At 50.6% G+C, this 25,077-nt stretch carries 16 protein-coding genes; 11 read left to right on the plus strand and 5 right to left on the minus strand.

Features of this window, described 5'->3' with window-relative positions:
• Nucleotides 1-311: 311 nt before the first annotated feature.
• The 3 genes from SD10_RS09865 to SD10_RS09875 all read right to left on the minus strand — a co-directional run bounded on the left by SD10_RS09865 (nucleotide 312) and on the right by SD10_RS09875 (nucleotide 2,317).
• Nucleotides 312-1,145: a phosphatidate cytidylyltransferase gene (locus SD10_RS09865; RefSeq protein WP_046573652.1), complete on the minus strand. Its 834-nt coding sequence runs from the start codon at nucleotides 1,143-1,145 to the stop codon at nucleotides 312-314.
• Entirely contained in the window at nucleotides 1,126-1,344 is a 219-nt protein-coding gene (locus SD10_RS09870) for a putative signal transducing protein (protein WP_046573653.1), read from the minus strand. Before SD10_RS09870 ends, SD10_RS09865 begins: the two co-directional genes overlap by 20 nt.
• A gap of 73 nt (nucleotides 1,345-1,417) precedes the next feature.
• Entirely contained in the window at nucleotides 1,418-2,317 is a 900-nt protein-coding gene (locus SD10_RS09875; RefSeq protein ID WP_046573654.1) for a CPBP family intramembrane glutamic endopeptidase, read from the minus strand.
• Between the two features lie 244 nt (nucleotides 2,318-2,561).
• On the opposite strand from SD10_RS09875, the gene dusB reads away from it, so the two are divergent.
• The 6 genes from dusB (at nucleotide 2,562) to frr (ending at nucleotide 7,467) form a co-directional block, all read left to right on the plus strand.
• A complete protein-coding gene (gene dusB, locus SD10_RS09880; RefSeq protein ID WP_046573655.1) occupies nucleotides 2,562-3,551 on the plus strand; it encodes a tRNA dihydrouridine synthase DusB in 990 nt (329 codons plus the stop codon).
• Nucleotides 3,552-3,592: 41 nt separating this feature from the next.
• Nucleotides 3,593-4,501: a DMT family transporter gene (locus SD10_RS09885; protein WP_046573656.1), complete on the plus strand. Its 909-nt coding sequence runs from the start codon at nucleotides 3,593-3,595 to the stop codon at nucleotides 4,499-4,501.
• A 59-nt stretch (nucleotides 4,502-4,560) separates the two neighbouring features.
• On the plus strand, nucleotides 4,561-5,058 hold the full coding sequence (locus SD10_RS09890; protein WP_046573657.1) for an acetyl-CoA carboxylase biotin carboxyl carrier protein subunit: 498 nt from the start codon (nucleotides 4,561-4,563) through the stop codon (nucleotides 5,056-5,058).
• A gap of 16 nt (nucleotides 5,059-5,074) precedes the next feature.
• Nucleotides 5,075-6,028 carry a sugar phosphate isomerase/epimerase family protein gene (locus tag SD10_RS09895; protein ID WP_046579311.1) on the plus strand — a complete coding sequence of 318 codons (954 nt, stop codon included), beginning with the start codon at nucleotides 5,075-5,077 and terminating at the stop codon, nucleotides 6,026-6,028.
• Between the two features lie 59 nt (nucleotides 6,029-6,087).
• A complete protein-coding gene (gene pyrH, locus SD10_RS09900; RefSeq protein ID WP_046579312.1) occupies nucleotides 6,088-6,822 on the plus strand; it encodes a UMP kinase in 735 nt (244 codons plus the stop codon).
• 84 nt (nucleotides 6,823-6,906) lie between these two features.
• Nucleotides 6,907-7,467, plus strand: coding sequence for a ribosome recycling factor (gene frr, locus SD10_RS09905; RefSeq protein ID WP_046579314.1), 561 nt, complete (start codon nucleotides 6,907-6,909; stop codon nucleotides 7,465-7,467).
• A gap of 82 nt (nucleotides 7,468-7,549) precedes the next feature.
• Here the strand turns inward: frr and SD10_RS09910 are convergent, their stop codons facing one another.
• The gene (locus SD10_RS09910) at nucleotides 7,550-7,804 is read right to left on the minus strand and encodes a hypothetical protein (RefSeq protein WP_046573658.1); all 255 of its coding nucleotides are present in this window, start codon (nucleotides 7,802-7,804) and stop codon (nucleotides 7,550-7,552) included.
• Nucleotides 7,805-7,914: 110 nt separating this feature from the next.
• On the opposite strand from SD10_RS09910, the gene SD10_RS09915 reads away from it, so the two are divergent.
• The 5 genes from SD10_RS09915 (at nucleotide 7,915) to SD10_RS09935 (ending at nucleotide 23,312) form a co-directional block, all read left to right on the plus strand.
• Nucleotides 7,915-9,108 carry a glycosyltransferase gene (locus SD10_RS09915; RefSeq protein WP_179945493.1) on the plus strand — a complete coding sequence of 398 codons (1,194 nt, stop codon included), beginning with the start codon at nucleotides 7,915-7,917 and terminating at the stop codon, nucleotides 9,106-9,108.
• 200 nt (nucleotides 9,109-9,308) lie between these two features.
• A complete protein-coding gene (locus SD10_RS09920; RefSeq protein ID WP_046573660.1) occupies nucleotides 9,309-10,130 on the plus strand; it encodes a TolC family protein in 822 nt (273 codons plus the stop codon).
• Nucleotides 10,131-10,139: 9 nt separating this feature from the next.
• Nucleotides 10,140-12,329 (plus strand): GumC family protein, encoded by a 2,190-nt coding sequence (locus SD10_RS09925; RefSeq protein WP_046573661.1) that lies wholly within the window; start codon nucleotides 10,140-10,142, stop codon nucleotides 12,327-12,329.
• 111 nt (nucleotides 12,330-12,440) lie between these two features.
• A complete protein-coding gene (locus tag SD10_RS09930; protein WP_046573662.1) occupies nucleotides 12,441-19,232 on the plus strand; it encodes a type I polyketide synthase in 6,792 nt (2,263 codons plus the stop codon).
• Nucleotides 19,233-19,238: 6 nt separating this feature from the next.
• Complete coding sequence (locus tag SD10_RS09935; RefSeq protein WP_046573663.1) at nucleotides 19,239-23,312, plus strand: non-ribosomal peptide synthetase; 4,074 nt, start codon at nucleotides 19,239-19,241, stop codon at nucleotides 23,310-23,312.
• 276 nt (nucleotides 23,313-23,588) lie between these two features.
• Here SD10_RS09935 and SD10_RS09940 read toward each other — a convergent pair whose 3' ends face one another.
• The gene (locus SD10_RS09940) at nucleotides 23,589-25,028 is read right to left on the minus strand and encodes an MOP flippase family protein (RefSeq protein ID WP_046573664.1); all 1,440 of its coding nucleotides are present in this window, start codon (nucleotides 25,026-25,028) and stop codon (nucleotides 23,589-23,591) included.
• Nucleotides 25,029-25,077 lie beyond the last annotated feature (49 nt).

The raw sequence follows: 25,077 nt of genomic DNA on the forward strand, positions 1-25,077 counted from the left end.
CCGCCCGTGTATCAGTTTTATTTAACAAGATTTAAGCTGATTTCGGTATGACATTTAGTTGGTTTATAGTGTTAAGTTGTCTTATGTCGTCGGTATACAAATAGGAATACGATGAAACCATTTCGTATTCTATGAAGATTTTTTTAACCACAGAGGCACAAAGCGCACAGAGGTTCGAAAGGGTAATCTGTAGCCTTTTCGAACCTCTGTGCGCTTTGTGCCTCTGTGGTTAAAAATCCTTCAGTTGAACTGGTTATATAAATGTGTACACCATAAAAATCTAATACCTTAGCCACAGTAAAATCTACCCATCACGCGAACAGTTTCAAAAAGGTAATAATAAACGGAGCGGCCAGCAACAAACCATCGAAACGGTCCAGAAAACCGCCATGACCCGGAATGCTGCTGCCAGAGTCTTTAATGGCAATGCTTCGCTTAAATAACGATTCGACCAGATCGCCGTATGTGCCGGTCACGACAATAATGCCGCCTACGCAATACCATTGCCAGGGGCGCAGTTCGGGAGCCCAGAACGTAAGGCCCAGCGCCACGATAGCCGCAGCGGCTGCGCCCCCAATACTCCCTTCCCACGATTTTTTGGGCGAAACCCGTTCGAAAAGTTTTCGGCGACCAAATTTGGTGCCGGCGAAGTAAGCCCCGATGTCACTCGCCCAAAGCAACAACAGGCATCCTGTAATAATCATGGGGTGAAACCTGCCCCCCTGAAGCGCCAGAATAATCAGCAGCGCAAACGGCATGGCTACGTAGATGATACCCAGAAACGTGAAACTGATGTTGGTAAAAGGTTTCATGTCCCGTTTCTTGTACAGCTTGATCAGGAAAATCATGGACGAGGCCGGGCAAATAAGGAAGTAGTTGCCGGTGCCAATCTGATCGGTCTCAACAAAGTAGGCTAGTACGCAAATCATGGTGCCAACCACCGTTCCATAAGCCGTCAGGGGCTCAAACCCATCGAGACCAAGCAGCCGGTAAAACTCGCGCTGGGTGAGGGCGCTGACAAGGCAGAACAACAGCGCAAATGTCCAGGCGTCATACCAGATCATGAACAGAATAAACGGAACCCCGGCCACGGCGGCAATGACCCGCTGCTGGAGGTTCGAAAGTTTAGCTAAACGTTGCTTCATTCTCGAGAATTACTTTAGCTAAGATAGCGTCCTGGGCCAGTACATGAACCTCGCTTTTTCCCCAGCCAATGGTTGGATAACTGCTGCTTTGTTTATTGATAACCACGGCCGATATATCATGTTCAAGCAATAACGCTTTGGCTAGTTCGGCTCGGTGAGGCAGCGGTGTTGAGTAAATTACTTCCCAGGTTTCTGTCATGGTGTTTTATAGGAATAAGCCATTGAGTATGAAGAGTGTGAAGGCAACCGGGTAAAGCCAGTTATTCAACTACTTATCGTTCGCCACTCGACAAGGCTCGTTCCTGATTACGTTTCTGAAAATAGATTAACAAACCCAGTGTGATGGCTCCCGAAACCAACACGCCCACCAGGGGAATCGACTCGGTGCTTTCAATGTCCACGGAAACCAGTTTCTTCTGGTGCATATAAACCATAAATACCGTAAACCCATTGTTGACAAAGTGGGCCAGTATGGGTACCCATAAATTACCTGACCACAGGTACAGATAGCCAAATAAGGCTCCGAGCAACATGCGGGGAAAAAAGCCCAGAAACTGAACGTGAATCGCGCTGAACAAAGCTGCTGCCAGCCAGATACCGACATGCGGGTTTTTGGTCCAGACAGTCAGGTTCCGCTGCAAAATGCCCCGGAAGAGTGTTTCTTCGCCAATGGCCGGAATGACGGCAATAACGAGGATCGCCACCAGCAACTGGCTAGTTGTATCGAACGTTGTCAGGTATTTAGTAATGCCTTCGAGTCCCTTTTCTTTATCCCGAATCCATTGCTCAACAGGGGCCAGGGTTTCGGGCAGATGCAGGTTCCGGTTCCAGTCGATAATAAAACTGTCGAAGGGCATGAAGGCGATAACAATCAGGCCAATCAGACCAAAGCCTGCTACCGCCGAAATGGGACGGACGTTGAACTGGTCCCAGGTTCTGCGTTCGATAAAGTACCAGTAAACAAGAGCAGGCAGGAAAAACGTGCCGAGGTGATTGACCGCCTGAAGAATCATCAGCTCGTACCAGCTACCGGGCGCTGCCGACGGATTAGCGGCTAGCCGGGTGAGGTAATTCTGCGCTTCGGTAAAGCCCATGCCTTTGCTGACGGCCATGATTCCGAAAAGCAGCAGCGTACTAACAACACCGCCGACCAGCACGAAACCGACCAGCATGGTCAGTCCGCCAATGGTGGGTGGTCGTGAAGAAGCGCTTTGGGGCGTATAACTTGGTTGCATAATTTCCTGTAAATTTACAGACTAGTTCGCAGAATTCGTGCAAGGGAACCAATTCGCCCTTTGGATTGTGCTAAAACAGACACAAAAGCCTGAGGAATAAGACTGACTCAGGGCTGTGTTCCTAAGAAGATAAACATCTGGTACGTCATTAATTTCGGGTTTGAGGCCCCGATACTACTGAATGGTCAATATTGGTACTATACAGCTCCCGGATTTTCCGTTATTGCTCGCTCCCATGGAGGATGTGAGTGACCCGCCTTTTCGGGCGGTTTGCAAAGCAAACGGAGCCGACTTAATGTACACTGAATTCGTTTCGTCTGAAGGGCTCATTCGCGACGCGGCCAAGAGTGTTCAAAAGCTGGACATCTTCGAATACGAGCGCCCTATCGGCATTCAGCTTTTCGGTTCGGATGTTGAAACAATGGGTGAGTGTTCGCGCATTGCTACGCGGGCCAATCCTGATTTGATTGACATTAACTACGGCTGCCCGGTGAAACAGGTTGCCTGCCGGGGAGCCGGAGCGGCTTTGCTGCAGGATATTCCCAAAATGGTTCGTATGACCGAAGCTGTCGTTAAAGCGACGCATTTGCCTGTAACCGTAAAAACACGGCTTGGCTGGGATGAGAGCACAAAAAACGTGGGCGAAGTGGCCGAACGCTTACAGGATATTGGCATTAAAGCGCTGACCATTCATGGTCGCACGCGTGTGCAGATGTATAAAGGCGAGGCTGACTGGACGCTTATCGGGCGCATAAAAGACAATCCCCGTATCCAGATCCCAATTTTTGGAAACGGCGATATTGACTCGCCAGAAAAAGCGCTGGAATATAAGAACCGCTACGGCGTCGATGGGGTCATGATTGGCCGGGCCAGCATTGGCCATCCCTGGATATTTAACGAAATCAAGCACTTTGTCAAAACGGGTCAGCATTTGTCCCCACCAACCGTAGCCGATCGGGTGGCCGTTTGTCGGCAGCATCTCGATTTTTCCATTCGCTGGAAAGGAGAAGTCGTTGGGCTGTTTGAAATGCGTCGGCACTATGCCAATTATTTCAAAGGATTGCCTGATTTTAAACCCTACCGGATGCGTTTGGTCACCATGGATTCGTACAGTGGCGTAAGCGCTATTCTTGACGAGATACAGGAAACCTACCTGGTTGAGCTTGTTTAATCGGTACGTTTGACGGGTCTCGTTGCCATCAATTCCAGCCCATGACTGTTGAAGAACCTGTTGTTTTGCCTCAAAAACGCCCGGTGCTGGCGTGGGTATTGCTGTGCGCGCTGGCATTAGTCTGGGGGAGTTCATTTATTCTCATCAAGCGCAGCCTGGGCGTATTTCCGCCGGAGCAGGTAGGGGCGGGGCGCCTGGTATTTGCACTCTTGTTTTTTATGCCTTTCCTGGCCCGACAAAGCCAGCAGGCTGACATTCGGCTAGCCGTTCGGCACCGATGGGTGGCTCTGTTGGCTTCGGCAATCATTGGGTTTGTTATTCCGGCTTTCCTGTTTGCCCAAGCCGGTGCCCACCTGAACAGCTCGCTGGCTGGTGCGCTCAATTCCCTTAGTCCCTTGTTTACCCTTATTCTGGGCGCGGTATTTTTTGGGCAGTCGCTAAAAATCAGGCAGGTAGCCGGAATTCTGCTCGGGCTGGGCGGGTCATTACTACTGGTATTTTTTAGTGCAACGGGGTCCTTTCAGATAAACGGATACGCCATTCTGGTTGTGATCGCAACGGTTTGTTATGGTCTGAATACGAATCTGATTGGTCGGTATTTGAGCCACTTACCTGCGTTGGTTTCTACGGCCTGGCTCTTTGCCTTTGCCGGCCCTATAGCGCTGCTCACCCTGGCACCAACAGATTTCTTCGCCCGTGTCGTTGACGCCCACGCGAACTGGTCGCTGTGGGCACTCGTTACCCTGGGTGTATTCGGATCGGGCCTGATGTCCATTTTCTTCAATCGGGTCATGCAACTCGCTTCTCCTTTGTTTGCGGCATCTGTAACCTACCTCATCCCAATTGTCGCGCTGATGTGGGGGGTGCTGGACGGAGAAACAATTTATGCGGTACAATTTGCGGGTATGGGTGTATGTTTGCTGGGCATCTGGCTCGTGAATAAATCGTAGGTTTTTATAACATTGCCCTGCGCCGGGTTTTAACCAGGCGAAACATTATTCTAATAACTATGTACCAGACAACCCTGAACGACCAGCCTCTCTCCGTTGACTTTACGGCCGACGGTCCACTTCTCAATAACGAACCGTTCGCCTGGGATCTGGTAAAAATCAGCGACCGCTCGTTTCATATACTCCACCAGAATCGGTCGTTTACGGCTGAAGTTATGGAGATAAATGCGGCTGAAAAACGGGTGAGCTTGAAAATAAACGGCCACATTCACCACGTTCAACTTAAGGACCGCTTTGACTTGTTGCTCGAAAAAATGGGTATGAGCAGTGCATCCGGTACGAAAGTCAATGAGTTGAAGGCACCCATGCCGGGCCTGATTGTGGGCATTAGTGTGCAGCCGGGCGATGTGATCCGCAAAGGCGATAGCCTGCTGATTCTGGAAGCCATGAAAATGGAAAATAACCTGAAAGCGCCCGGCGACGGAACCGTAAAAACAATTCGAATTGCCAAGGGTGATCGCGTTGAAAAAGGGCAGGTACTGGTAGAATTTGTGTAAGATGTCTTTTAAGGGTATGGATCAACTTTACCCCCGACGTCATTTTCTGAAACAGACGGCCCTGGCGGCTGGCGTTCTGCCACTGCTAGCCACGAACTCCCCGGCATGGACCAGCGCCGGTGGATCACCGCTGACCGACATCCATATTTTTTCCAAGCATTTACAGTTCCTGAATTACGCCGATATGGCTGATGCTGCGGCTGAGATGGGGTTCAAGGGCGTCGATTTAACCGTTCGTCCTGATGGGCATGTCCGTCCGGAACGCGTTGAGGATGAGTTGCCCAAAGCCGTCGAATCGATTAGAAAGGCTGGGTTGACGCCCAAATTGATGACCACCACCGTTGGTGATGCAACCAATGCAATCGATATGCGGGTGCTTAAGGCTGCGTCGAAAGCCGGGTTTCAATTATACCGGATGAAGTGGTACCAGTATGACCAGAAAAAATCGATTCCTGACTCTATTCTGACGTATCAGCAACAACTGCGGGCGTTGGGCGAGGCAAATAAGACCCTTAATCTGATTGGTTGTTATCAGAATCATGCGGGCTTGCTCGTCGGTTCATCGGTCTGGGAGCTCTGGGAAATATTGAAACTGGCCGATCCTGTTCATACCGGTATTCAATATGATATTCGTCACGCGACAGTAGAAGGGGGGCAATCGTGGCCCAATGGACTTCGGTTGCTTCAACCACAGATAAAATCCGTCGCGCTTAAAGATTTTCGGTGGTCGACCAAAAATGGCGTAGCGACCGTTGAAGACGTGCCGTTGGGCGAGGGTATGGTCGACTTTAAAACCTATTTCAAGTTGTTGAAACAGTATGGTATTCAGGTACCTATATCGCTTCATATTGAACATCCAACGGGTGGTGCAGAGCACGGCGCAACGAAACTGACCATTCCACAAAAGGAAGTATTTGCCGCCATGAAACGGGATCTAAACCGACTTCAGGAACTTTGGACGTCGGCCTGATCCTATTTTCGCGCGTCTCTTTGCTCGTTTTTCTTATCTTTGCCCGCAAATTTTCCCTCATGACATCGCAAACAAAGTATAAACGCATCCTGCTCAAGCTGAGTGGGGAGGCTCTTGCTGGGCCGAACGGTTACAATATTGACCCGGCTGTACTGGAACAATACAGTCAGGAAATTAAACAAGTAGTGGACCTGGGTGTAGAGGTGGCTATTGTCATTGGCGGGGGCAACATCTTCCGGGGTGTCTCTGGCGAGCGTTCCGGCATCGATCGTGTACAGGGCGATTACATGGGCATGCTGGCAACGGTCATCAATGCAATGGCACTCCAAAGTTCATTTGAGAAACATGGCATGTATACCCGTGTAATGTCGGCCATCAAAATGGAGCAGGTTTGCGAACCCTACGTTCGTCGGCGGGCAGTGCGGCACCTCGAAAAAGGTCGTGTCGTTATTTTTGCTGCCGGTACCGGAAGCCCTTACTTCACCACCGACACAACGGCCAGTTTACGGGCTATCGAAATTGAAGCCGATGTGGTCCTGAAGGGTACCAAAGTCGATGGCGTTTACACGGCCGATCCGATGAAAGACAAAAGCGCCACCCGGTATACCACCATCACCTTCGATGACGTTTACGAAAAGAAACTGAGCGTTATGGACTTGACCGCCTTTACGCTCTGCCAGGAAAACAACCTGCCCATCATTGTTTTTAACATGAACACGAAGGGTAGTCTGCTCCGTTTGATGCAGGGAGATGATGACCAGGGAACGCTCATCACCATGAAATTGCCAGAATAAAACCAGTTGATGTGCGATTTACGATTGGCGACAGATGCGTTGCTTGAATCGGATTTTGTACATCGTAAATCGTACATTATACTCATGGAAGAAATCGAGTTATTTCTCGACGATGCAAAAGATACGATGGAAAAGGCGCTCAAGCACCTGGCCATCGAGTTGACTAAAATCCGGGCTGGTAAGGCAAATGTCGGTATGCTGGATGGTATTCAGATCGAATACTACGGGATGATGTCTCCCCTGCATACGGTTGCCTCCGTGAATACGCCCGACGCCCGGACCCTCGTTATTAAGCCCTTTGAAAAAAAACTCATTGGTGAAGTAGAGAAGGCTATCCGTAATTCTAACCTCGGTCTTAACCCGAATAACGACGGCGAGCAAATCCGACTAAGCATTCCACCCCTGACCGAAGAACGTCGGCGTGACCTCGTAAAAAAGGTAAAGCAGGAGGTAGAAACCGCCAAAGTCAATGTGCGAAATATCCGGAAAGATACGAACGACGATATTCGAAAGCTGACCAAAGAGGGTGTGTCGGAGGATGCCGTTAAAGTAGGGGAAGAGCGCGTTCAGAAATTAACCGATGCGTTTATCGCCCGAATCGATGAAACCTTTGTCGCCAAGGAAAAAGATATTATGGTGGTGTAAGGGGTTTATTTACAGCTTATTACAAACGGGAAAGCCTCCTGAACATACGTTCGGGAGGCTTTCCCGTTTGTAAATACCATGATCAGTTCATATGCCGAATAGCCGATTTGATGTAATGCTGAGCGGTACGGCTAATGATCTCATTATCAATGTTTACGATACGCTCTCCCCGGTGTTCGTAAGGCCACACGTCCCCCGTAAGTAGGTCGAACGTACCGTAGGGGAGCAGTTCATACTCCTCGTACCCCCAAAATAAGAAATCGATGGCATCGGCGAGGTTATCGAACCCCACAGCGTATCCAATTTCCTGTTGAGCAAAAACAACGATGTAGCGCATACTACTCTATACGTAGGAATGATGCGTTCGGTTGCGTCGCTTTTGTGACCGGATATAAAATTAGTGGTCAAAAATAGAAAGAAAATACCCGACAGCACTCAGGGTTTATTATGATCATCGTCTATTTTACCTACCTGATTTTACTAGGAATTGTTGCCCTTAATGTACTTTACTGGCTTGTATTCTCTATCGCTGGCCGACTTGGTCGTGCTGACGATACGAATGCTGATCCGGCAACGTCAGTTTATAGGAAAATAGGGGTGTTGATTCCAGCGTATAAAGAAGACGCTGTGATTGTCGAATCCGTTACCCAAAACCTGAGACAGACATATCCCGCTGATCGCTATGAGCTGATTGTCATTGCTGACTCGTTTCAGCCCCAGACGCTGGCAAAACTGGCTGCATTACCCATTCACGTACTGGAGGTTTCGTTTGAGGTCTCAACGGTAGCGAAAGCTATCAATTCGGCCCTATCCCGGTTACCACTGGAGCAATATGATATCCTGGTGGTGTCGGATGCGGACAACCACATGGCACCCGATTTTCTGAGTCGCATCAATCAGGCATTTGCTCAGGGGTGGAGAGCTGTTCAGGGCCACCGCGTAGCTAAAAATATCAATACGAGCGTCGCCATTCTGGACGCCATTAGTGAGGAGATTAACAACCATATCTTCCGGAAAGCAAGCCGCGTATTAGGCCTTTCGTCGGCAACCATCGGCTCGGGTATGGCCTTTGAACCGGGCCTGATGAAAGCTGCCATGGCTACACAACACACGATGGGCGGTTACGATAAAGAACTAGAAACGAACATCGTGTTGAGCGGCCATAAGATAGGTTACCTCGAAGACGCCTTCATTTATGACGAAAAAGTAGCCAATCGGGCGGTGTTTGAAAATCAACGTACCCGCTGGATTGCTGCTCAGTGGCAGTTTATTACCGTTTATTTCTCACGGGGCATCGCTGAAATTATCCACGGCCGGTTTGCCAGTGGCTTTAAGGTACTTCAAGCTGTCTTCCTGCCCAAGATTCTCCTGCTGGGGGTATTATTCGGCTGTATTGTTGCAGGCTTCCTGAGTGGTAATCCAAGTCTGTGGGAAGCACCTCTTATTCTATTGCTTACGCTATGCGGTAGTTTAATTATATCCGTACCGACTCATTTATGGAAGCGAATAACATTCCGTGAGTTACTGCTTGTTCCGCTGCTGTTACTGAGTTTTGTGCGGGCGGTTCTCAACATGCGTAAAGCGTTCAAACGATTCATGCATACACCACATACAAGCACAACGGGCACTCCCGTGTCTTAGTTGTTTTCATTTTGTGACAATCCGAATATAAAACAGTCAGAATAGTTAAGAAACTTGGGTAAATAGGTTAGTAAAATAGGGGATCGATCAGGTCTATTTAACGCACCATTTAATAAACAATTGCCTATTTACCGTCTAGTCTCCCTACTTTGTATAACCGCCATCAACGTGAGATGTATAGACACGTGGCACTGTAAATTATGTTCAGGATAAACTTTAGTTTTTTTACCGTAACCAGTAAGGCCAGCCTTTTTTTACTTGTTGGTCTGTTCACATTTTCATTTTGTTCCGGCCAGAGCCGGGGAGGTCGTGGGTTGGTATCGTTTGGTCCGTCATCGGGTTTAGCTGATGACACCCTGTATCTGGATATTAATCAGGATATTGCTGTTCAACTGATGCCATTCGATGACATCATGAAAGTGGCCGTGTCGCATTCACCCCTCATCAAATATCAGAATGAGGTGTCTAACTCACTGAGTTCATCGTACGAGGTAGCCAAACGCCAGATCTTGCAGAATGTCGCTGGATTTGTCAATTACTCAACGGGTGACCAGTCGATTGTATCCTCTGGGTCGGCCTCCATTCCGGGCCGGGATGCCCTTGGGCAGATTTCGAACGGATACCGGGTGGGCGTTGATGTCAGACTACCCCTCTATGACCTGTTTGGCCGAAAGCACCAGGTAAAGCAGGCATATTCAAACTACAAAGCATCGGTTATTCAGCGAGATGTTGTCGAACTGCAATTAAAGCAAAGCCTGATCGGCATTTATCAGGACATGATCACGACCCAGCAACTGTTAAAAATCAATCTGATCGATGAGCAGGCTTCGTTAACGGCGTTGCGGGTGGCCGAAGTTGAAATTCAGAAAGGGCGCACAACCGCCGATGCACTGGCCCTAATTACGAGCCGCTATGTGCAGGCGAAAACAGCGTCAGAACAGGTTAAGGGTAACTTTCTGAAAAATGTCCATTATTTTGAAGCGTTGGTAGGCATGCCTATTCAACGGTTGAAACGTAATTAAACGAATAGTATGTCGATCGACGTCTTTTTGCGCTTATTGAAACAGCACATTATCTGGTTTATTCTCATCCCCTGTATAACGGCGGGTGTAGCGTTCTTTGTCACGCGGGATGAACCCAAAGTGTATAAGTCGCAGGCAACCCTATACACGGGTCTGGTGTCGCGTTATTCGCTGCTGTCGGATAAGCAAAACGCCTTCACGGACCGGTCAGCCAGTGCGTTTGACAATATTCTGACGACGCTTAATTCGCGCGAAACCCTGCTCCAGATCGGGATCGGCTTACTGAGTGATCACCTGCGCCTTCGTCAGCCGGATACGCTTGTGCTGGGCAATGCAGGTTTTCAAAAACTGCATCAGGCCTTGACCCCCGATTGGCAGAATCTGTATTTCATCGCGGGTGATTCTGTTTTACTGCATCACACCATCGATAGCCTGGCTAAGTCAACGACCGACAACCCGATCAAAACTCTGTTGCTGAAGTCCGATTCCTATTATTCCATCAATCGGTTGGGCGAAAATATTAAAGCAACGGCCCGGAAGAGTACCAACGACGTGATGTTGATGGAATATGAGTCTGATGATCCGGCCGTGTCCCAGCGCACCCTCACCCATGCCATTACGATTCTGAATAACCGATACTCGACGCTCAAAACCTCCGAAACGAATTCTGTGGTTGGGTATTACGAAGACAAGTTGCAAAAAGCCAAGGAGAAGCTTTCTCAGGCTGAAGCCAATCTTCGTGCGTTCAGTGCGAAACACCAGGTGCTGGATTATGATGAAGAAGCCCGCAACGTGGCGTCGTCCCGCGAGGCACTGAAAAACGAGTACAACCAGGAATTAATGCGGAAGAATGCCGCTAAAGCGTCTTTGGATGCGCTTAACCGGCGTATGGGACAACAGGGCAACATTCGTTCGGCCAATAATGACCTGTCCGATAAGCAAAAGAAGCTGACCGAGGTCGAGAATAAACTAGCCAACGCACGCGCCTACGGACAGCCCAAAAATGTAATTAATCAGTTGCAGGCAAGCCTGGCACAGGCGCAGGAGGAACTGAAAATCAGTGCCCAGAAATACGATGCTGCCGCTAATTCGTCCGATGCGATTCCAACCCAGACGATGGCAAATGATCGGCTGGCCAAATCGCTGGAGTATGAAGAATCATCCGCTCGTCTGGAATTGTACCAAAAGCGGATGTCTGAATTTCAGGCCAAAACCAATGAGTATGGCCCATTAGGTTCGCAACTGCGTGAGTTGAACCGGGACTTAGCCGTTTCTGAAAAAGCCTACCTGGACCTGTTGCAAAACGTCGATCAGTCTAAAACAAAACGGCAGGACGTATCCATCGGTGGAACGCTGGAAATCATCGATGCACCGGATTTCCCGCTTCAGCCATTGGCTTCTAAACGGTCGCAACTGATCATGATTGGGTTGGGTGTGGGTATTTTCATCGCTCTTTTATTAACGGCACTGCGCTTCTGGCTGGATAAACGGATTCAGTCGCCCGAGCAAGCCGAAGCGCTGGTGGGTATGCCCGTTACAGCCCTGTTCCCAACGGTCAAAAAGCCATTGGTTTATTCCAGAACGACCCGCGCGTCGCGAAGTATGTTTGAGCAGCTTTTCAACGCCATTAATATTGAGGTATCTCAAAATACGGCCAAATCTTATCCGCCCATTATTACTCTGTTTAGCATCCGCTCAAAGCAGGGAAAAAGCTGGGTAGCCAATGGGTTGACTCAGCTCTATGATGTGGCCGATCAGAAAGTAGCGTATTGCTACCCACGGGCTAACGCCAGAGAGCAACGCGAACAACAGAAAAACATTACGTTTTTCCCCTACACCGTTCGCCCTGATTTTATGAACGTGACGGGCATCGAATACCTGATTGATTACACGCAGGGTTTCGACATCACCCAGTACGATCGCATTATTCTTGAAGTCCCCGCTTTAATCAACAACCAGATTCCGTCTTATCTCTTGAAAGACAGTGCGTTGTCGCTTCTGGTCATTGATGCCAACAGCCCCTGGGCGAGAGCCGAAAAACAACTGCTGAGTATGTATGTACGTGTGACCAATCAGCCCATTTTAACGATCTTGAACCGGGTGGAAGGGAACTACGTCGATGTGCCACGCCAGGCCGATGCGATGCAACTGCCAATGGGCAAAGAGTATACCGCTCAAACCCAGCGTACGTTTTTATAAGTGGATTAATACCAGCCAGGTTACGGTTAGTGAATAGAGCCTCCTACTCATTTGCCAATCGGTAGATGAGTAGGATGATTGAATAGTACTCATTCTTAATTAGTCAACGGTATGCGTGTCTTTGTTGATAAAGGCGTAAGCCGGGAAAGTTTCCACCCGCAGTTTGTTCATCAGCTTGTCGATCAGGTTGCGCTTGACCATCCAGATCACCTTGCCGTGGTTTTTGGGGATCAGGCGCTAACGTATGCGCAACTGAATAGTCGGGCTACCGATCTCTGCCAGGCGATTCTACAAGCGGATGCGGGGGCTAAGTTGATTGGAGTAAGTACAGCACGCAATCTGGAGATGGTAATTGGGGTGCTGGCTATTTTGAAGGCTGGTAAAGCGTATTTGCCCCTTGATCCGGCTTACCCTGAGCAACGTTTACAGAAAATTGTTGCCGACTCGGGCCTGCGTACAAGTGTGACGACCGCTGAGAATAAAGACTTGTTTGCCCAACTGGGCCTGACGACCGTTGCGTCCGATATCGAGTACGTTAATTCTTCTCAACCTATTCCTCACCAGGGCAGCACAGCCTATGTGCTTTATACATCCGGCTCGACCGGAAACCCGAAGGGGGTATGCATGGGGCATGGTCCCCTCATAAACCTCTTGCAGTGGCAGCAGAAAAACTCCGCTGCTGGCCTCGGCACGCGAACGTTGCAATTGGCCCCGCTTAGCTTTGACGTTTCGTTTCAGGAAATTTTTGCAACACTTACGACCGGCGGAACCCTGGTGCTCGTGAATGAAGCATTGCGGCTCGATCTGAATGCGCTTCTGCAATTCATTGATAAACAGGCTATCAATAGATTATTTCTGCCGTTCGTTGCGTTGCAGTACCTAGCCGAAGCTGGGGTGAACCTTCGTCAGTTTCCGAAAAACCTCCAGGAGGTCATGACGGCTGGTGAGCAGTTGAAAGTTACTCCGCAGATCGTCCATTTTTTTTCGGAATTACCCGCCTGCGTACTTTACAACCAGTACGGTCCTACGGAGTGCCACGTCGTTACGCAGCTTAAACTGGATGGAAATCCTGCGAACTGGCCCCACCTCCCGACAATTGGCCGTGTCATTGACAACGTAAACCTATTCGTCGTCGACGAACAACTGGCTCGTCTGCCCGATGGCGACGTTGGCGAGTTGTGTTTTAGCGGGGCCTGTCTGGCCGAAGGGTACTTAAATCAACCGGGCCTAACGGATGAGAAATTCATTTCGTTGCCCGCAACAACACCGCCAGTGCGGGTTTATCGCACCGGTGATCTAGGCCGTTTCCTGCCCGATGGGAGCATTGAGTTCCTGGGCCGTCGGGATGATCAGGTCAAAATTCGCGGGCACCGCGTCGAACTGGGCGAGATTGAAGTCATTCTGAACCATACCACGGGCATTAAACAGGCCGTGGTGATGGCACGGGAGATGGCCGATGCTCAGAAACAACTGGTTGCCTATCTGATCGCCAGTCCAGGACAGACGGACACGGCCACCATTCGCCGGGCGCTTGAGCAGCGATTGCCCGAGTACATGATGCCATCGGCTTTTGTCTGGATGGACGAATTTCCTAAAACCAGCAGCGGGAAAGTTGATAAAAAGCAACTCCCGGAGCCGAGTCGGAACCGGCCTGAACAAACAGCGGCCTATCGGAAACCCAAAACAAAACTGGAGCAGCTCCTTGCCAGCATATGGAGCAACCTGCTACGGGTTGATAAAATTGGTCTGGACGATAATTTCTTCGAGTTAGGTGGAAATTCGCTCCTGGCGCAGAAAACCGTGGCTGCCCTGAATCAGGAGCAGTATGCGCTGCCCGTCACTAAACTGTACCAATACCCGACCATAGCGGGTATAGCGCTCTATTTACAACCCAAGTCAGCAGAGCAGACAAAGCGGCAATCTGAAGCCATTTCCTCGCCAGAATTTAGTGAGAAAAATCAATCGGCAGATATTGCGGTAATTGGCATGGCCGGTCGCTTCCCCGGCGCAAACACCCTTGATGAACTCTGGGATGTGTTGACACTGGGTAAAGAAACAACCCGTTTCTTTACGGATGCCGAACTCGATTCGTCGGTGCCCAACGCGCTACGAAATGATCCGTTGTACGTTAAAGCACGCGGAACGATTGACGGAGCCGAGCAATTTGATGCCCAGTTTTTCGGCTTAACGCCCATCACGGCCCAACTGATGGACCCGCAGCAGCGGGTTTTCCTGGAAATCGCCTGGGAAGCGCTCGAACAAACCGGCTATTTGCCTCAGCAATACGGTGGTCGGGTTGGCGTGTTTGCCGGAAGCGGGAATAATACCTATTACCTGAACAATATTCTGGGTCATAAAGAACTGATCGATCAGGCGGGGGCCTTTCAGGTAATGACCCTCAACGAAAAAGATTACATAGCCTCGCGCACGGCCTATCAGCTTAATTTGAAAGGACCCGCCGTGAGTGTTTACTCCGCCTGTTCGACGTCGCTTCTAGCCATCACGCAGGCCGTTCAAAGCATTCGGAATGGCCAGTGCGATGTCGCGCTGGCAGGGGGAGCCAGCATCACGACTCCGATCAACAGTGGTCATTTGTATCAGGAAGGGGTGATGTTGAGCCGGGATGGGCACTGCCGATCGTTTGACGCCGACGCTCAGGGAACCGTTTTCAGCGATGGGGCCGGGGTTGTTCTCTTGAAAAGTCTGGAGGCTGCCCGTCGGGATGGCGACACGATTTATTCGGTTATCAAGGGCATAGGGGTAAACAACGATGGTGGAGGCAAGGGGAGCTTTTCGGCTCCCAACGCCGATGGCCAGGCCGGGGCCATCGCCATGGCGATCACCGATGCGGCTATTGATCCGGCCACCATTACATATGTCGAAGCCCACGGAACAGCAACGCCGTTAGGCGATCCCATTGAAATAGAAGGCCTTACGCAGGCCTTTGGCGAACAGGCCCGGAAGCAGTATTGCGCTATTGGCTCCATCAAGAGCAACATGGGGCACCTGACCCAGGCGGCTGGTGTCGCTGGCTTTATTAAAACGACGCTGGCCTTATACCATCGGCAGATACCCCCGTCGCTAAATTTTTCGACTCCCAACCCGGTTATTGATTTTGCCAACAGCCCGTTTTTTGTCAACACAACCCTCCGCGAGTGGGCGTTGACGGATGATGAATCGTCGGAAGGTAATTCGTATCCACGACGGTCGTATCCACGACGGGCTGGTGTAAGTTCGTTTGGCGTGGGTGGTACGAATGTGCATGTTGTGCTGGAAGAATTCGAGCCGGAAATTCGCGTTTCCAGTGATGAGCAACCCGAGAATGCAGTTGGCCAAACAGCGCATCCACGCGGGGCGACTCCACGTGCGGCACAGCTGATTACGTGGTCGGCGAAGACAGCGGAAAGCCAGAAAGCGTATGCCCGTCAACTGGCCGAAAAGCTGCAGCGGGATGAGTCGATCGAACTGGCGGATGTTGCCTTTACGCTTCAGACAACCCGTCCTGCTTTCAGCCACCGCTCCTTTGTCGTGGCTACGTCGAAAGAGGAGCTAATCGAGAAGTTACTGGCTGACCCTACGACACAAAAAGCCGACGGAAGCCCCGAAGAGGTCGTTTTCCTGTTTCCGGGCCAGGGGTCGCAGTACCTCAACATGGGCCGGATGCTATACGAGCAGGAAGTCGTTTATAGAGAGGCTGTCGATCAATGCGCTGACCTGTTGGCAGATCAGCTGGACCTGGACATTCGGGAAGTGATGTACCCCGAAACGCTCAGTTTGGAGGCCGAACAGCGGCTGAAAAATACTCGATACACCCAGCCAGCGCTGTTCGTCACTGAATATGCACTCGCAAAGTTGTGGATGAGTTGGGGTATCGAGCCGTCCGTCTTTTGTGGACACAGTGTGGGTGAATTTGTGGGGGCTCACCTGGCGGGTGTTTTCTCCCTGCCGGATGCATTGACCCTAATTGCCGCCCGTGGAAAAATGGTGAGCCAGTTGCCACGGGGAGGTATGCTTTCGGTTCGGAAGGAAGCGGACCAGGTGCACGCCATGCTGCCCGATACGCTGTCCATGGCGGCCATCAACAGCTATACCCTTTGCGTTGTAGCCGGACCTGACGAGCACATCGCTGATTTCTCCCGACTGCTGGACGACCGCGAAATACCGAATCAGCCGCTGGCAACGAGTCATGCGTTTCATTCCATGATGATGGACCCCATTGTCGATGCGTTTGCGCAAGTGGTGGCGGGTGTTCGGTTGCATCGTCCTAAAATGCCCATCGTCTCTACATGCACAGGAAACTGGCTGACCGATGCTGAGGCTACCGACCCGCAATACTGGGCAAAGCACCTGCGCTCGACAGTACGTTTTTCCGAAGCCCTCGATACGATTTTTACGGTTGAGAAACCACTCTTGCTGGAAGTTGGTCCCGGGCATGTGACGGCAACGCTCGCCCGGCAGCAGGCCGGTAAAAAGCCAATGACCATTCTGGCTGGATTACCCAATCAGCCTGACTGGACAAAAGCCAGCCAGTCGATTGTGACCACAATCGGCCAATTCTTTCTAAATGGTATGGAGCCCAACTGGAAGGCTTTTTATGCCGGACAGAAACGAACGAAATTAAGGTTGCCAACGTATGCTTTTTCTAAAAAACGGTGCTGGCTCGACTCTGTACGGGTTGAGCCAGCACCGGTTGTGGCGTCTGATCAACCCGTACCATTTATTGATCGGACGGTTGTTGCCGACGTGAATCCATTGCCATACCCTGCGATTGACTATAAACACACCATTATGAGAAAAGACGCCTTACTTTTGAAAGTAAATCAACTGTTAGAAGATGCTTCCGGTATCGACATGGTCGGGGTGGCCCCTACGACCAGTTTTCTGGAAATCGGTTTCGACTCGCTGTTGTTAACGCAAGTAGCGCTGAACCTGAAGAAGGAATTTAGCCTGCCAATCACCTTCCGGCAACTAACATCGACCTATACGACACCGGCACAATTGGCTGATTATCTGGATCAACTGATGCCCGCCGAGGTGCAACAACCGACTCCACAACCCGCGCCGGTGCCTGTGTCAGCTCCAATAGCTGCGCCAGCACCAGCGCCGGTTACGTTTAGCGACATGAGTAGCCAGCCAGCCATAGCCTTCGCGCAAAATGACACGGCCTTAGGATTGATTGCCCAGCAATTGCAGCTCATGGCGAAGCAAGTAGCGCTGCTGCAGGGCGGTGCTCCACAGCCAATGCCCGTTCATCAGGTACCCGCGCCGGTGCAGGCCCCGGTACCAGCGGTGAACGTAACGAAAGACCCCGTTGCTGCGGATAGTACCTTAACGCCGGAAGAAAAAGTTGAGTTGAAAAAACCGTTCGGGGCTACGGCCCGCATCGAACGCCAGGCGTCTGCCTTAACGCAGAAACAACAGGATTTTTTAGCCCAGCTTACGCAACGATACAATCAGAAAACGAAGGCCAGCAAAGCGTATGCGCAAGAGCATCGCAGCCACATGGCCGACCCACGGGTCGTATCGGGGTTTCGTCCGCTCACCAAAGAAGTCGTTTATCCGCTGGTGGTGAACAAATCTAAAGGTAGCCATTTATGGGATATTGACGGAAACGAATACATCGACGCGCTGAACGGGTTTGGCTCCAATCTGTTTGGCTACCAGCCCGATTTCATCAAGGACGTCTTACACGAACAAATTGAAAGCGGCTACGAAGTGGGTCCCCAGCATACCCTGGCGGGCGAAGTCAGCCAGCTTATTTCCGAATTAACTGGCATGGACCGTGTGGCCCTTTGCAACACGGGCTCCGAAGCCGTTCTGGGTGCCATGCGTATTGCGCGTACAGTAACCGGCCGCTCCCTGATTGTGGCCTTCTCGGGTTCATACCACGGCATTGTCGATGAGGTGCTTGTCAGAGGAACCAAAAAATTAAAGTCCTTCCCGGCGGCCCCTGGCATCATGCCCGAGTCGGTGCAGAACATGCTGATTCTGGATTATGGCACCGAGGAGAGTCTTAAACTCATCCGCGAACGCGCCCATGAACTAGCGGCTGTGTTGGTCGAACCCGTACAGAGCCGTCGTCCGGAATTCGTACCGATTGAGTTTCTGAAAGAAGTACGAGCCATTACGGCTCAGTCAGGAACGGTTCTGATTTTCGACGAAGTCATTACGGGCTTTCGCACCCATCCGGGCGGTACGCAGGCGTTGTTCGGCATTAAGGCAGACCTGGCGTCGTACGGAAAAGTAGTAAGTGCGGGCCTCCCTATTGGCGTCATTGCGGGCAAGCGGGAGTATATGGATGCCCTGGATGGCGGTTTCTGGCAATACGGAGATGCGTCCGTTCCTGAAGTTGGCGTTACCTATTTTGCCGGTACGTTCGTTCGCCATCCGCTGGCGCTGGCTGCGGCAAAAGCGGCTCTCGTTTACATGAAAAAAGCGGGCCCGCAGCTACAGGCAGGTCTAACCAGAAAAACTGACCGGCTGGCCAGGGCGATGAACGACGTAATTGCCCAGTGGCAGCTGCCACTCGTTGTGGCCAGTTTCGGTTCGTTATGGAAGATAAAGTTTAAAGAGGAATTGGCGTATTCCGAACTGCTGTTTACGCTCATGCGGGAAAAAGGCATTCATATCTGGGATGGCTTTCCCTGTTTTTTAACCGAAGCCCATACCGATGCTGAAATAGATACCCTGATCCACCACTTCACCGAAAGCGTGCGAAGCCTGCTGGCGGCCGGGTTTTGGGGCGGCAGTAAAGCGGCTGTAGAGCCGAATGGCTCAACTTTTGCGGGCAACACGCCACCTGCGCTTGGGGCTCGGCTAGGTCGGGACCGAGACGGCAATCCAGCCTGGTTTGTGCCCAATCCAGAGCAACCCGGTAAATACTTGCAGGTTGAACTAAATTGAGTAGGGATGACCGAGAGCACTATAACCACACAACTACTTGACGTTGACTTTGATCCGTTCGATGGGCCCAGCATTGGGTGGCTTGCACCCGCCACAGCGCCCCAGATGGAAATATGGGCTGCCTGTCAGTTCGGTGGCGACGACGCAAGTCGGGGGTTCAACGAGTCGGTATCACTGCTGTTCACGGGTATAGTCGATACACCTGCCTTTGAAAAAGCCTGGCAGCGTCTGATCGCCCGCCACGACTCACTGCATGCTGCGTTCAGCGCTGACGGAAAGCAGATGTGCGTGTTCGATGATTATTCAGTTGAACTGGCTTACCAGGATTATTCGAACAGGACGGCGGCCGACCAGAAGCGGGCTATCGATGCCTATGCCGAGCAGGATGCGTTGTATGTATTCGATCTGATCAACGGCCCGTTAATTAAAGCCGGCTTACTTAAGTTATCCAACACGGCCTATCATTTCACCCTAACCGCGCATCACATCATTTGTGATGGCTGGTCGCTGGGTATCTTATTGCAGGAGTTAGGAGCGCTCTATTCAGCTTATGCGCAACATAAATCGCCTGCACTGGCCGAAGCTCCTCAATACAGTCAATACGCGTCCGAACAGCTCCAGTTTGTGGCAAGTGCGGAACACCGGGCCATCGAGTCCTTCTGGCTCGATCAATACAAAGGCACCGTACCGGTGGTCGACTTGCCAACGGATTTCCCCCGGCCAGCCCTCCGCCAATACGAAAGCGCCCGGCGCGATTACCCACTGAAATCTTCCCTGGCACTCGCCGTTAAACAGTTAGGCCAGAAGGAGGGAGCCAGTTTCGTAACGACGCTGATAACAGCCTTTGAAGTTTTCCTGCATCGACTGACGGGGCAGGATGATCTGGTTGTGGGGTTGCCCACCGCCGGGCAATCAGTAACGGGGCAAGTTGGCCTTATCGGGCATTGCGTGAACTTGTTGCCCTTACGGAGTTTCCCACAGACGAATCAGCGCTTCCGGGAGTTTTTACACATCCGAAAAGAGCAAATCCTCGATGCCTACGAGCACCAGCAACTGACCTTTAGTAGCCTGCTCAAAAAATTGCCGATCCCCCGCGATCCATCCCGGGTGCCGATGGTTCCCATTATTTTCAACGTCGACATGGGGTTGGATGATGGTGTTAATTTCTACGGTCTTGATTATCAGTTAATCAGCAATCCGCGGAAATATGCCGCGGTGGATTTGTTTTTAAACATCAGTGGCTCTTCTTCCGCACAGGATGCTTCGTTAATCTTTGAATGGGCTTACAACACCCACCTGTTCAAAGAAGAAAGCATCGATCGGATGATGGCTGAGTTTGAGCGCCTGTTGGAAGAGGTCGTTGCCAATCCATTGGTTCGGTTGGGCGATATCCAGTTAACGAGTGTTCAGGAGCCGAATAAACAGCTTGCGCAGTGGAATGACACAAAGGCGGCATACCCCAGGCAGGCGTCGTTGCACCAGTTACTGGCGCAAACAGCCGCTCAATATCCTGATAAAATTGCCCTGATTTCGAATGGACGTTCCCTGACGTTTCGGGAACTGGATGAAACGGCCAATCAGGTAGCGCATGCCATACAGCAAGCTGGTGTGGGTTTGAAGGACGTTATTGGCGTCGTGATGGACCGGTCACCGGAGCTGATCATTACGTTGCTGGCGATTCTGAAAGCTGGAGCCGCTTATGTTCCCATTGATCCAGACTATCCGCATGACCGGATTGCCTTCATGCTGACCGATTCGTCGGCTAACCTGCTCCTTACGTCGAAGAAGTACCTGGGTGCCGGATCAACGTATCAACTGGATGGGCAATCGACTGTTCAGACGAAAGTGCTGGCTATTGAAACCGTGCTGGGTGAACTGGATCGTTATGCCAAAGAAGCGCCTACAACCGTCGTAACGGGCGATGATCTGGCCTACATTCTGTATACGTCCGGCTCAACCGGGCAACCCAAAGGGGTGTTGATTGAACACCATAACCTGGTCAATCTGCTGTATAGCATGATTACCATGCCTGGCATTACCAAAGACGATGCGTTGCTGGCTGTAACCACCATTTCCTTCGATATTGCTGGTCTCGAATTGTTTCTACCGCAGTTGGTTGGAGCCACGCTGGTACTGGCCGACACCGAAACTACAAAAGATGGCTGGGCTTTATTAAAAGCCATTCCGCAGCATAACATAACGATCATTCAGGCAACTCCGGCAACGTATAAACTGATGTTGCTGGCCGGATGGGAACAGCGGTTTACCCTCAAAATTCTCTGCTGTGGTGAGCCAATGTCAAAAGATCTCGCCCAAAAGCTAACGGCTCGTTGCGCTTCCCTCTGGAATATGTACGGTCCGACCGAAACGACTATTTATTCCACGGGGAAACAGATTTTAGCCAGCGATGAGATTATCACCATTGGCCGTCCGATTCAGAATACCCAGGTTTATATTCTGGATGAACAACGGAAGCCGTTGCCGGTGGGTGCTATCGGGGAAATTTACCTGGCTGGCGATGGTGTAGCCCGTGGGTATCTGAACCGACCCGAACTGACCAAGGAGAAATTCGTACCCGACCCGTTTGCGTCATCTCCCAATCGGATGATGTACCGCACCGGCGACCTCGGTAAGTTTATGCCCGATGGCGAAATCCATTGTCTGGGTCGTATTGATCATCAGGTAAAAATCAGAGGATACCGGATTGAACTTGGTGAAATCGAACACGCTCTGGTCAGCCACAGCGCCATCAAAGATGCCGTGGTGATGGCTCGGGAAGATCGCCCGGGCGATCAGCGATTAGTTGCCTACGTCGTCACGAACAGGGCGTTGGTGAACGGCGCATTTCTGGAACAGATTCCCGCCTGGCGAACCATGCTCCGGGATGTGTTGCCCGATTATATGATTCCTGCCGACTTTGTTGGCCTGCAGCAGTTGCCGATTACGCCCAACGGGAAAATTGACCGGAAAGCATTGCCGCGGCCAGAAGCGGTGCCGGTCGCCCATGAAACGGGTGGCGAGCCCGCTTCGGCGATGGAGAAGCTCATCTACACGATCTGGACGGATGTGCTGGGCGTAGAGAAAATCAGCGTCGATCATGATTTTTTCGAATTAGGCGGGCATTCCATGATCGCCGTTCAGATGATGACCCGGCTTGAAAAGGAAACCGGCCGGCGACTTCCCCTGTCCACTCTACTCGTTTATCCGACAGTCCGGAAATTGGCCAGATTACTCCAGACGGAAGAGCGGCCGATGACCTGGAAGTCGTTGGTGCCCATTAAGCCAGAAGGGAGTAAAACACCTATTTATATTATTCACGGTATCGGTCTCAACCTGCTGAATTTCAGCGGGCTGGTGAGTTATATGGATGCTGAGCAACCTATTTATGGCCTGCAGGCATTGGGTCTGGACGGCGTCGATGAGCCGCTGGACAATATGGAAGCAATTGCTGCTCATTATCTGACCGAAGTAATCGATCAAAATCCGACGGGGCCTTATGCCATTGCCGGTTATTCCTTTGGTGGTTATGTAGCGCTGGAAATGGCCCGTCAGCTTAAGGCGATGGGCAAAGAGGTGAAGTTAGTGGCCATGTTCGATACCAATGCGCAGGAGCGGGACTCATCCCAAACGGGGCTTCCCCGATTAGTTCGTAAATTATACCGGCAGCTTCCCAAGTTAGTCTGGTTCACGAACTCGTTGATCCGGCATCCCGTTATGGCGCTTCAGTACCAGCAGCAGCACGTAAAGCGCAACGTTAATCGGTTCCTGCAAGCGGCTGGTTTTCAAAAGCCTGCTCCTGTGCAAACCGAGACGCAACTCGACCATTTGGCGCTGATCATGGAGAAACATGAGATCGCATTTCATTCATATACCATGAAACCGTATGATGGGGTGATCGATCTGTTTAAAGCGAAATTCCGGATCTATTTTGTCGATGACAACAAGTATTTAGGCTGGAAGAAATACGCGCTGAAAGGCGTTCGGGTACACAATGTGCCAGGCGATCACGAAAAAATGCTGTTGCCTCCCAACGACATGGTGTTTGCCCAGACCTTACAGCGTGCCCTGGATAATAGTTGAGGTTAACAGAAAACGTGATCTTCTGTATTGATTGACTTATACATTCGGGTGTTTGTGTGCTGTCAGTTTCTTAAAACTGATAAGAGAGGTTTTGAGAAACCTCCTTTAGTTAACAGCTATCCAATAGGTTTTAAGAAACTGACAGCACGATGGCGCCTAATGGGCTGACTGTCAATAAGCTCTGGCCATTTAGCACGTTAAATGGCAAAAAGCCCTTAGCTGCATACACACAGCTAAGGGCTTTTCTGTTGACAACTGAGTAGTTAAAAATGTACGCTAAAGCAGCGCCTGTCGGTAGGCTTTAATTTCCGTAAACGAAAGCTTGTAAGCCAAGGTCAATAAGCCATAGGTAGCTCCGCCAAGTCCGACTTCTACTAGTGTGTTTACCAGACCAGTTTCGCCTACGAATAGCTTGTAGGTATAAATGACACCGATCATAATGAGGCAGAAGATAATGGGTTTAGCCACATCACGCATAAAATCGCCCACGAAATCGCCGATAATAGAGTGAGCTATGGCGAAATTGGCAATCATATTCATCGCCGTCGTCAGTAAAAAAGCCAGCGCTATACCCGTTACGCCCCAGTAATTTCCCATGACGTAAACCAGGGGAATCTTAACGATAAGTGTACCCAGGTTGAGGTAGAACAGAAGATTTGGCTTCCCTTTGGTAAATACCAGCGTGTAGAGGGGATGGCTGAGGCAAGTGAAAATGCCCACAAAAACGAAAATATGAATTAGGTCGATGGTCTTCTCCCAGCCTGGCCCATAAATCAGGGGAACAACACTATCGGCCGTGATGAACAACCCGGCCAGGAGCGGTAAGTTGCAATAACTAATAAAGTCCAGGATTTTTAGGTACGACTTCTTCAAATCCGCCATATTGTCCTTCATCTTGGCCAGAATGGGATAAGCGACCTGCAAAATAATCGGGTTGAGTTTGGCAATTGGGAAAATTGCCAGTTGGTAGGCAATGGTGTAATAACCAAGCATCTTGACGCCCAGCATACCCCCAATGAAGATGTTGTCGGAGTTAAACTGAATAAAGCCCAGAAACCCATCGCCCATGTTGTACAGGCCAAAGCGAAGGTGGTCTTTAACCTCCTTGATATTAAAGGACCAGGTAGGCCGGAAGAGTGAGCGGCCAAAGATGATTTGCAAGGCAGACTTAACGGTCTGCGTCACCAACGACCCAATAATGAGAGATAGCTCGCGGTATCCGCTGTAGGCCAGCGTTACCGTCACTGCCGAGCCAATAACCGTTCCGGCAATGTCGAGCATGGCTACTGATTTGAACCGGAGCTCTTTCTCCAGCAAAAACATGTAGAGCTGCCCGAAATAGGCAATCATGAAGTAATAAGAGGAAAGATTTAACACCCTATCCAGCTTCGGCTCATGGTAGAATGAGATAATGAACGGAGAGCTAATATGAATGACGACAAAGATGAAAAAGCCAACCAGCAGATTCAGAAAATACAGTGTCGATAATACGTTGCGGTCGCTTTCCTGTTTGTAGATGATGGAATTGGAAAAACCCAGATTCGAGAAAATCTGAAAGAAGGCAATGATTAGATTGCTAACGCTGACCAGTCCAAAATCAGCAGGGTCGAGCAGACGGGCTAGAACAGCTACCTGCAGGAATTGAAACAGCGTGGAAATGGCCGTGGAAACGGTAATCCATTTCCCTCCGTTCATTGCCTTTTGTGTGTTACTCATTTAGGTATGCGATGGGCTAGTATGGGTGTTTGGGGGCGCATAAGCTTCG

Origin of the sequence: Spirosoma radiotolerans (genome assembly GCF_000974425.1) — a bacterium.
Lineage (GTDB): Bacteria > Bacteroidota > Bacteroidia > Cytophagales > Spirosomataceae > Spirosoma > Spirosoma radiotolerans.

Excerpts from the sequence above, each read along its gene's own strand:
- SD10_RS09865 (WP_046573652.1), bottom strand. The coding sequence starts at position 1,145 with ATGAAGCAACGTTTAGCTAAACTTTCGAACCTCCAGCAGCGGGTCATT.
- SD10_RS09870 (WP_046573653.1), bottom strand. The coding sequence starts at position 1,344 with ATGACAGAAACCTGGGAAGTAATTTACTCAACACCGCTGCCTCACCGA.
- SD10_RS09875 (WP_046573654.1), bottom strand. The coding sequence starts at position 2,317 with ATGCTGGTCGGTTTCGTGCTGGTCGGCGGTGTTGTTAGTACGCTGCTG.
- dusB (WP_046573655.1), top strand. The coding sequence starts at position 2,562 with ATGGTCAATATTGGTACTATACAGCTCCCGGATTTTCCGTTATTGCTC.
- SD10_RS09885 (WP_046573656.1), top strand. The coding sequence starts at position 3,593 with ATGACTGTTGAAGAACCTGTTGTTTTGCCTCAAAAACGCCCGGTGCTG.
- SD10_RS09890 (WP_046573657.1), top strand. The coding sequence starts at position 4,561 with ATGTACCAGACAACCCTGAACGACCAGCCTCTCTCCGTTGACTTTACG.
- SD10_RS09895 (WP_046579311.1), top strand. The coding sequence starts at position 5,075 with ATGGATCAACTTTACCCCCGACGTCATTTTCTGAAACAGACGGCCCTG.
- pyrH (WP_046579312.1), top strand. The coding sequence starts at position 6,088 with ATGACATCGCAAACAAAGTATAAACGCATCCTGCTCAAGCTGAGTGGG.
- frr (WP_046579314.1), top strand. The coding sequence starts at position 6,907 with ATGGAAGAAATCGAGTTATTTCTCGACGATGCAAAAGATACGATGGAA.
- SD10_RS09910 (WP_046573658.1), bottom strand. The coding sequence starts at position 7,804 with ATGCGCTACATCGTTGTTTTTGCTCAACAGGAAATTGGATACGCTGTG.
- SD10_RS09915 (WP_179945493.1), top strand. The coding sequence starts at position 7,915 with ATGATCATCGTCTATTTTACCTACCTGATTTTACTAGGAATTGTTGCC.
- SD10_RS09920 (WP_046573660.1), top strand. The coding sequence starts at position 9,309 with ATGTTCAGGATAAACTTTAGTTTTTTTACCGTAACCAGTAAGGCCAGC.
- SD10_RS09925 (WP_046573661.1), top strand. The coding sequence starts at position 10,140 with ATGTCGATCGACGTCTTTTTGCGCTTATTGAAACAGCACATTATCTGG.
- SD10_RS09930 (WP_046573662.1), top strand. The coding sequence starts at position 12,441 with ATGCGTGTCTTTGTTGATAAAGGCGTAAGCCGGGAAAGTTTCCACCCG.
- SD10_RS09935 (WP_046573663.1), top strand. The coding sequence starts at position 19,239 with ATGACCGAGAGCACTATAACCACACAACTACTTGACGTTGACTTTGAT.
- SD10_RS09940 (WP_046573664.1), bottom strand. The coding sequence starts at position 25,028 with ATGAGTAACACACAAAAGGCAATGAACGGAGGGAAATGGATTACCGTT.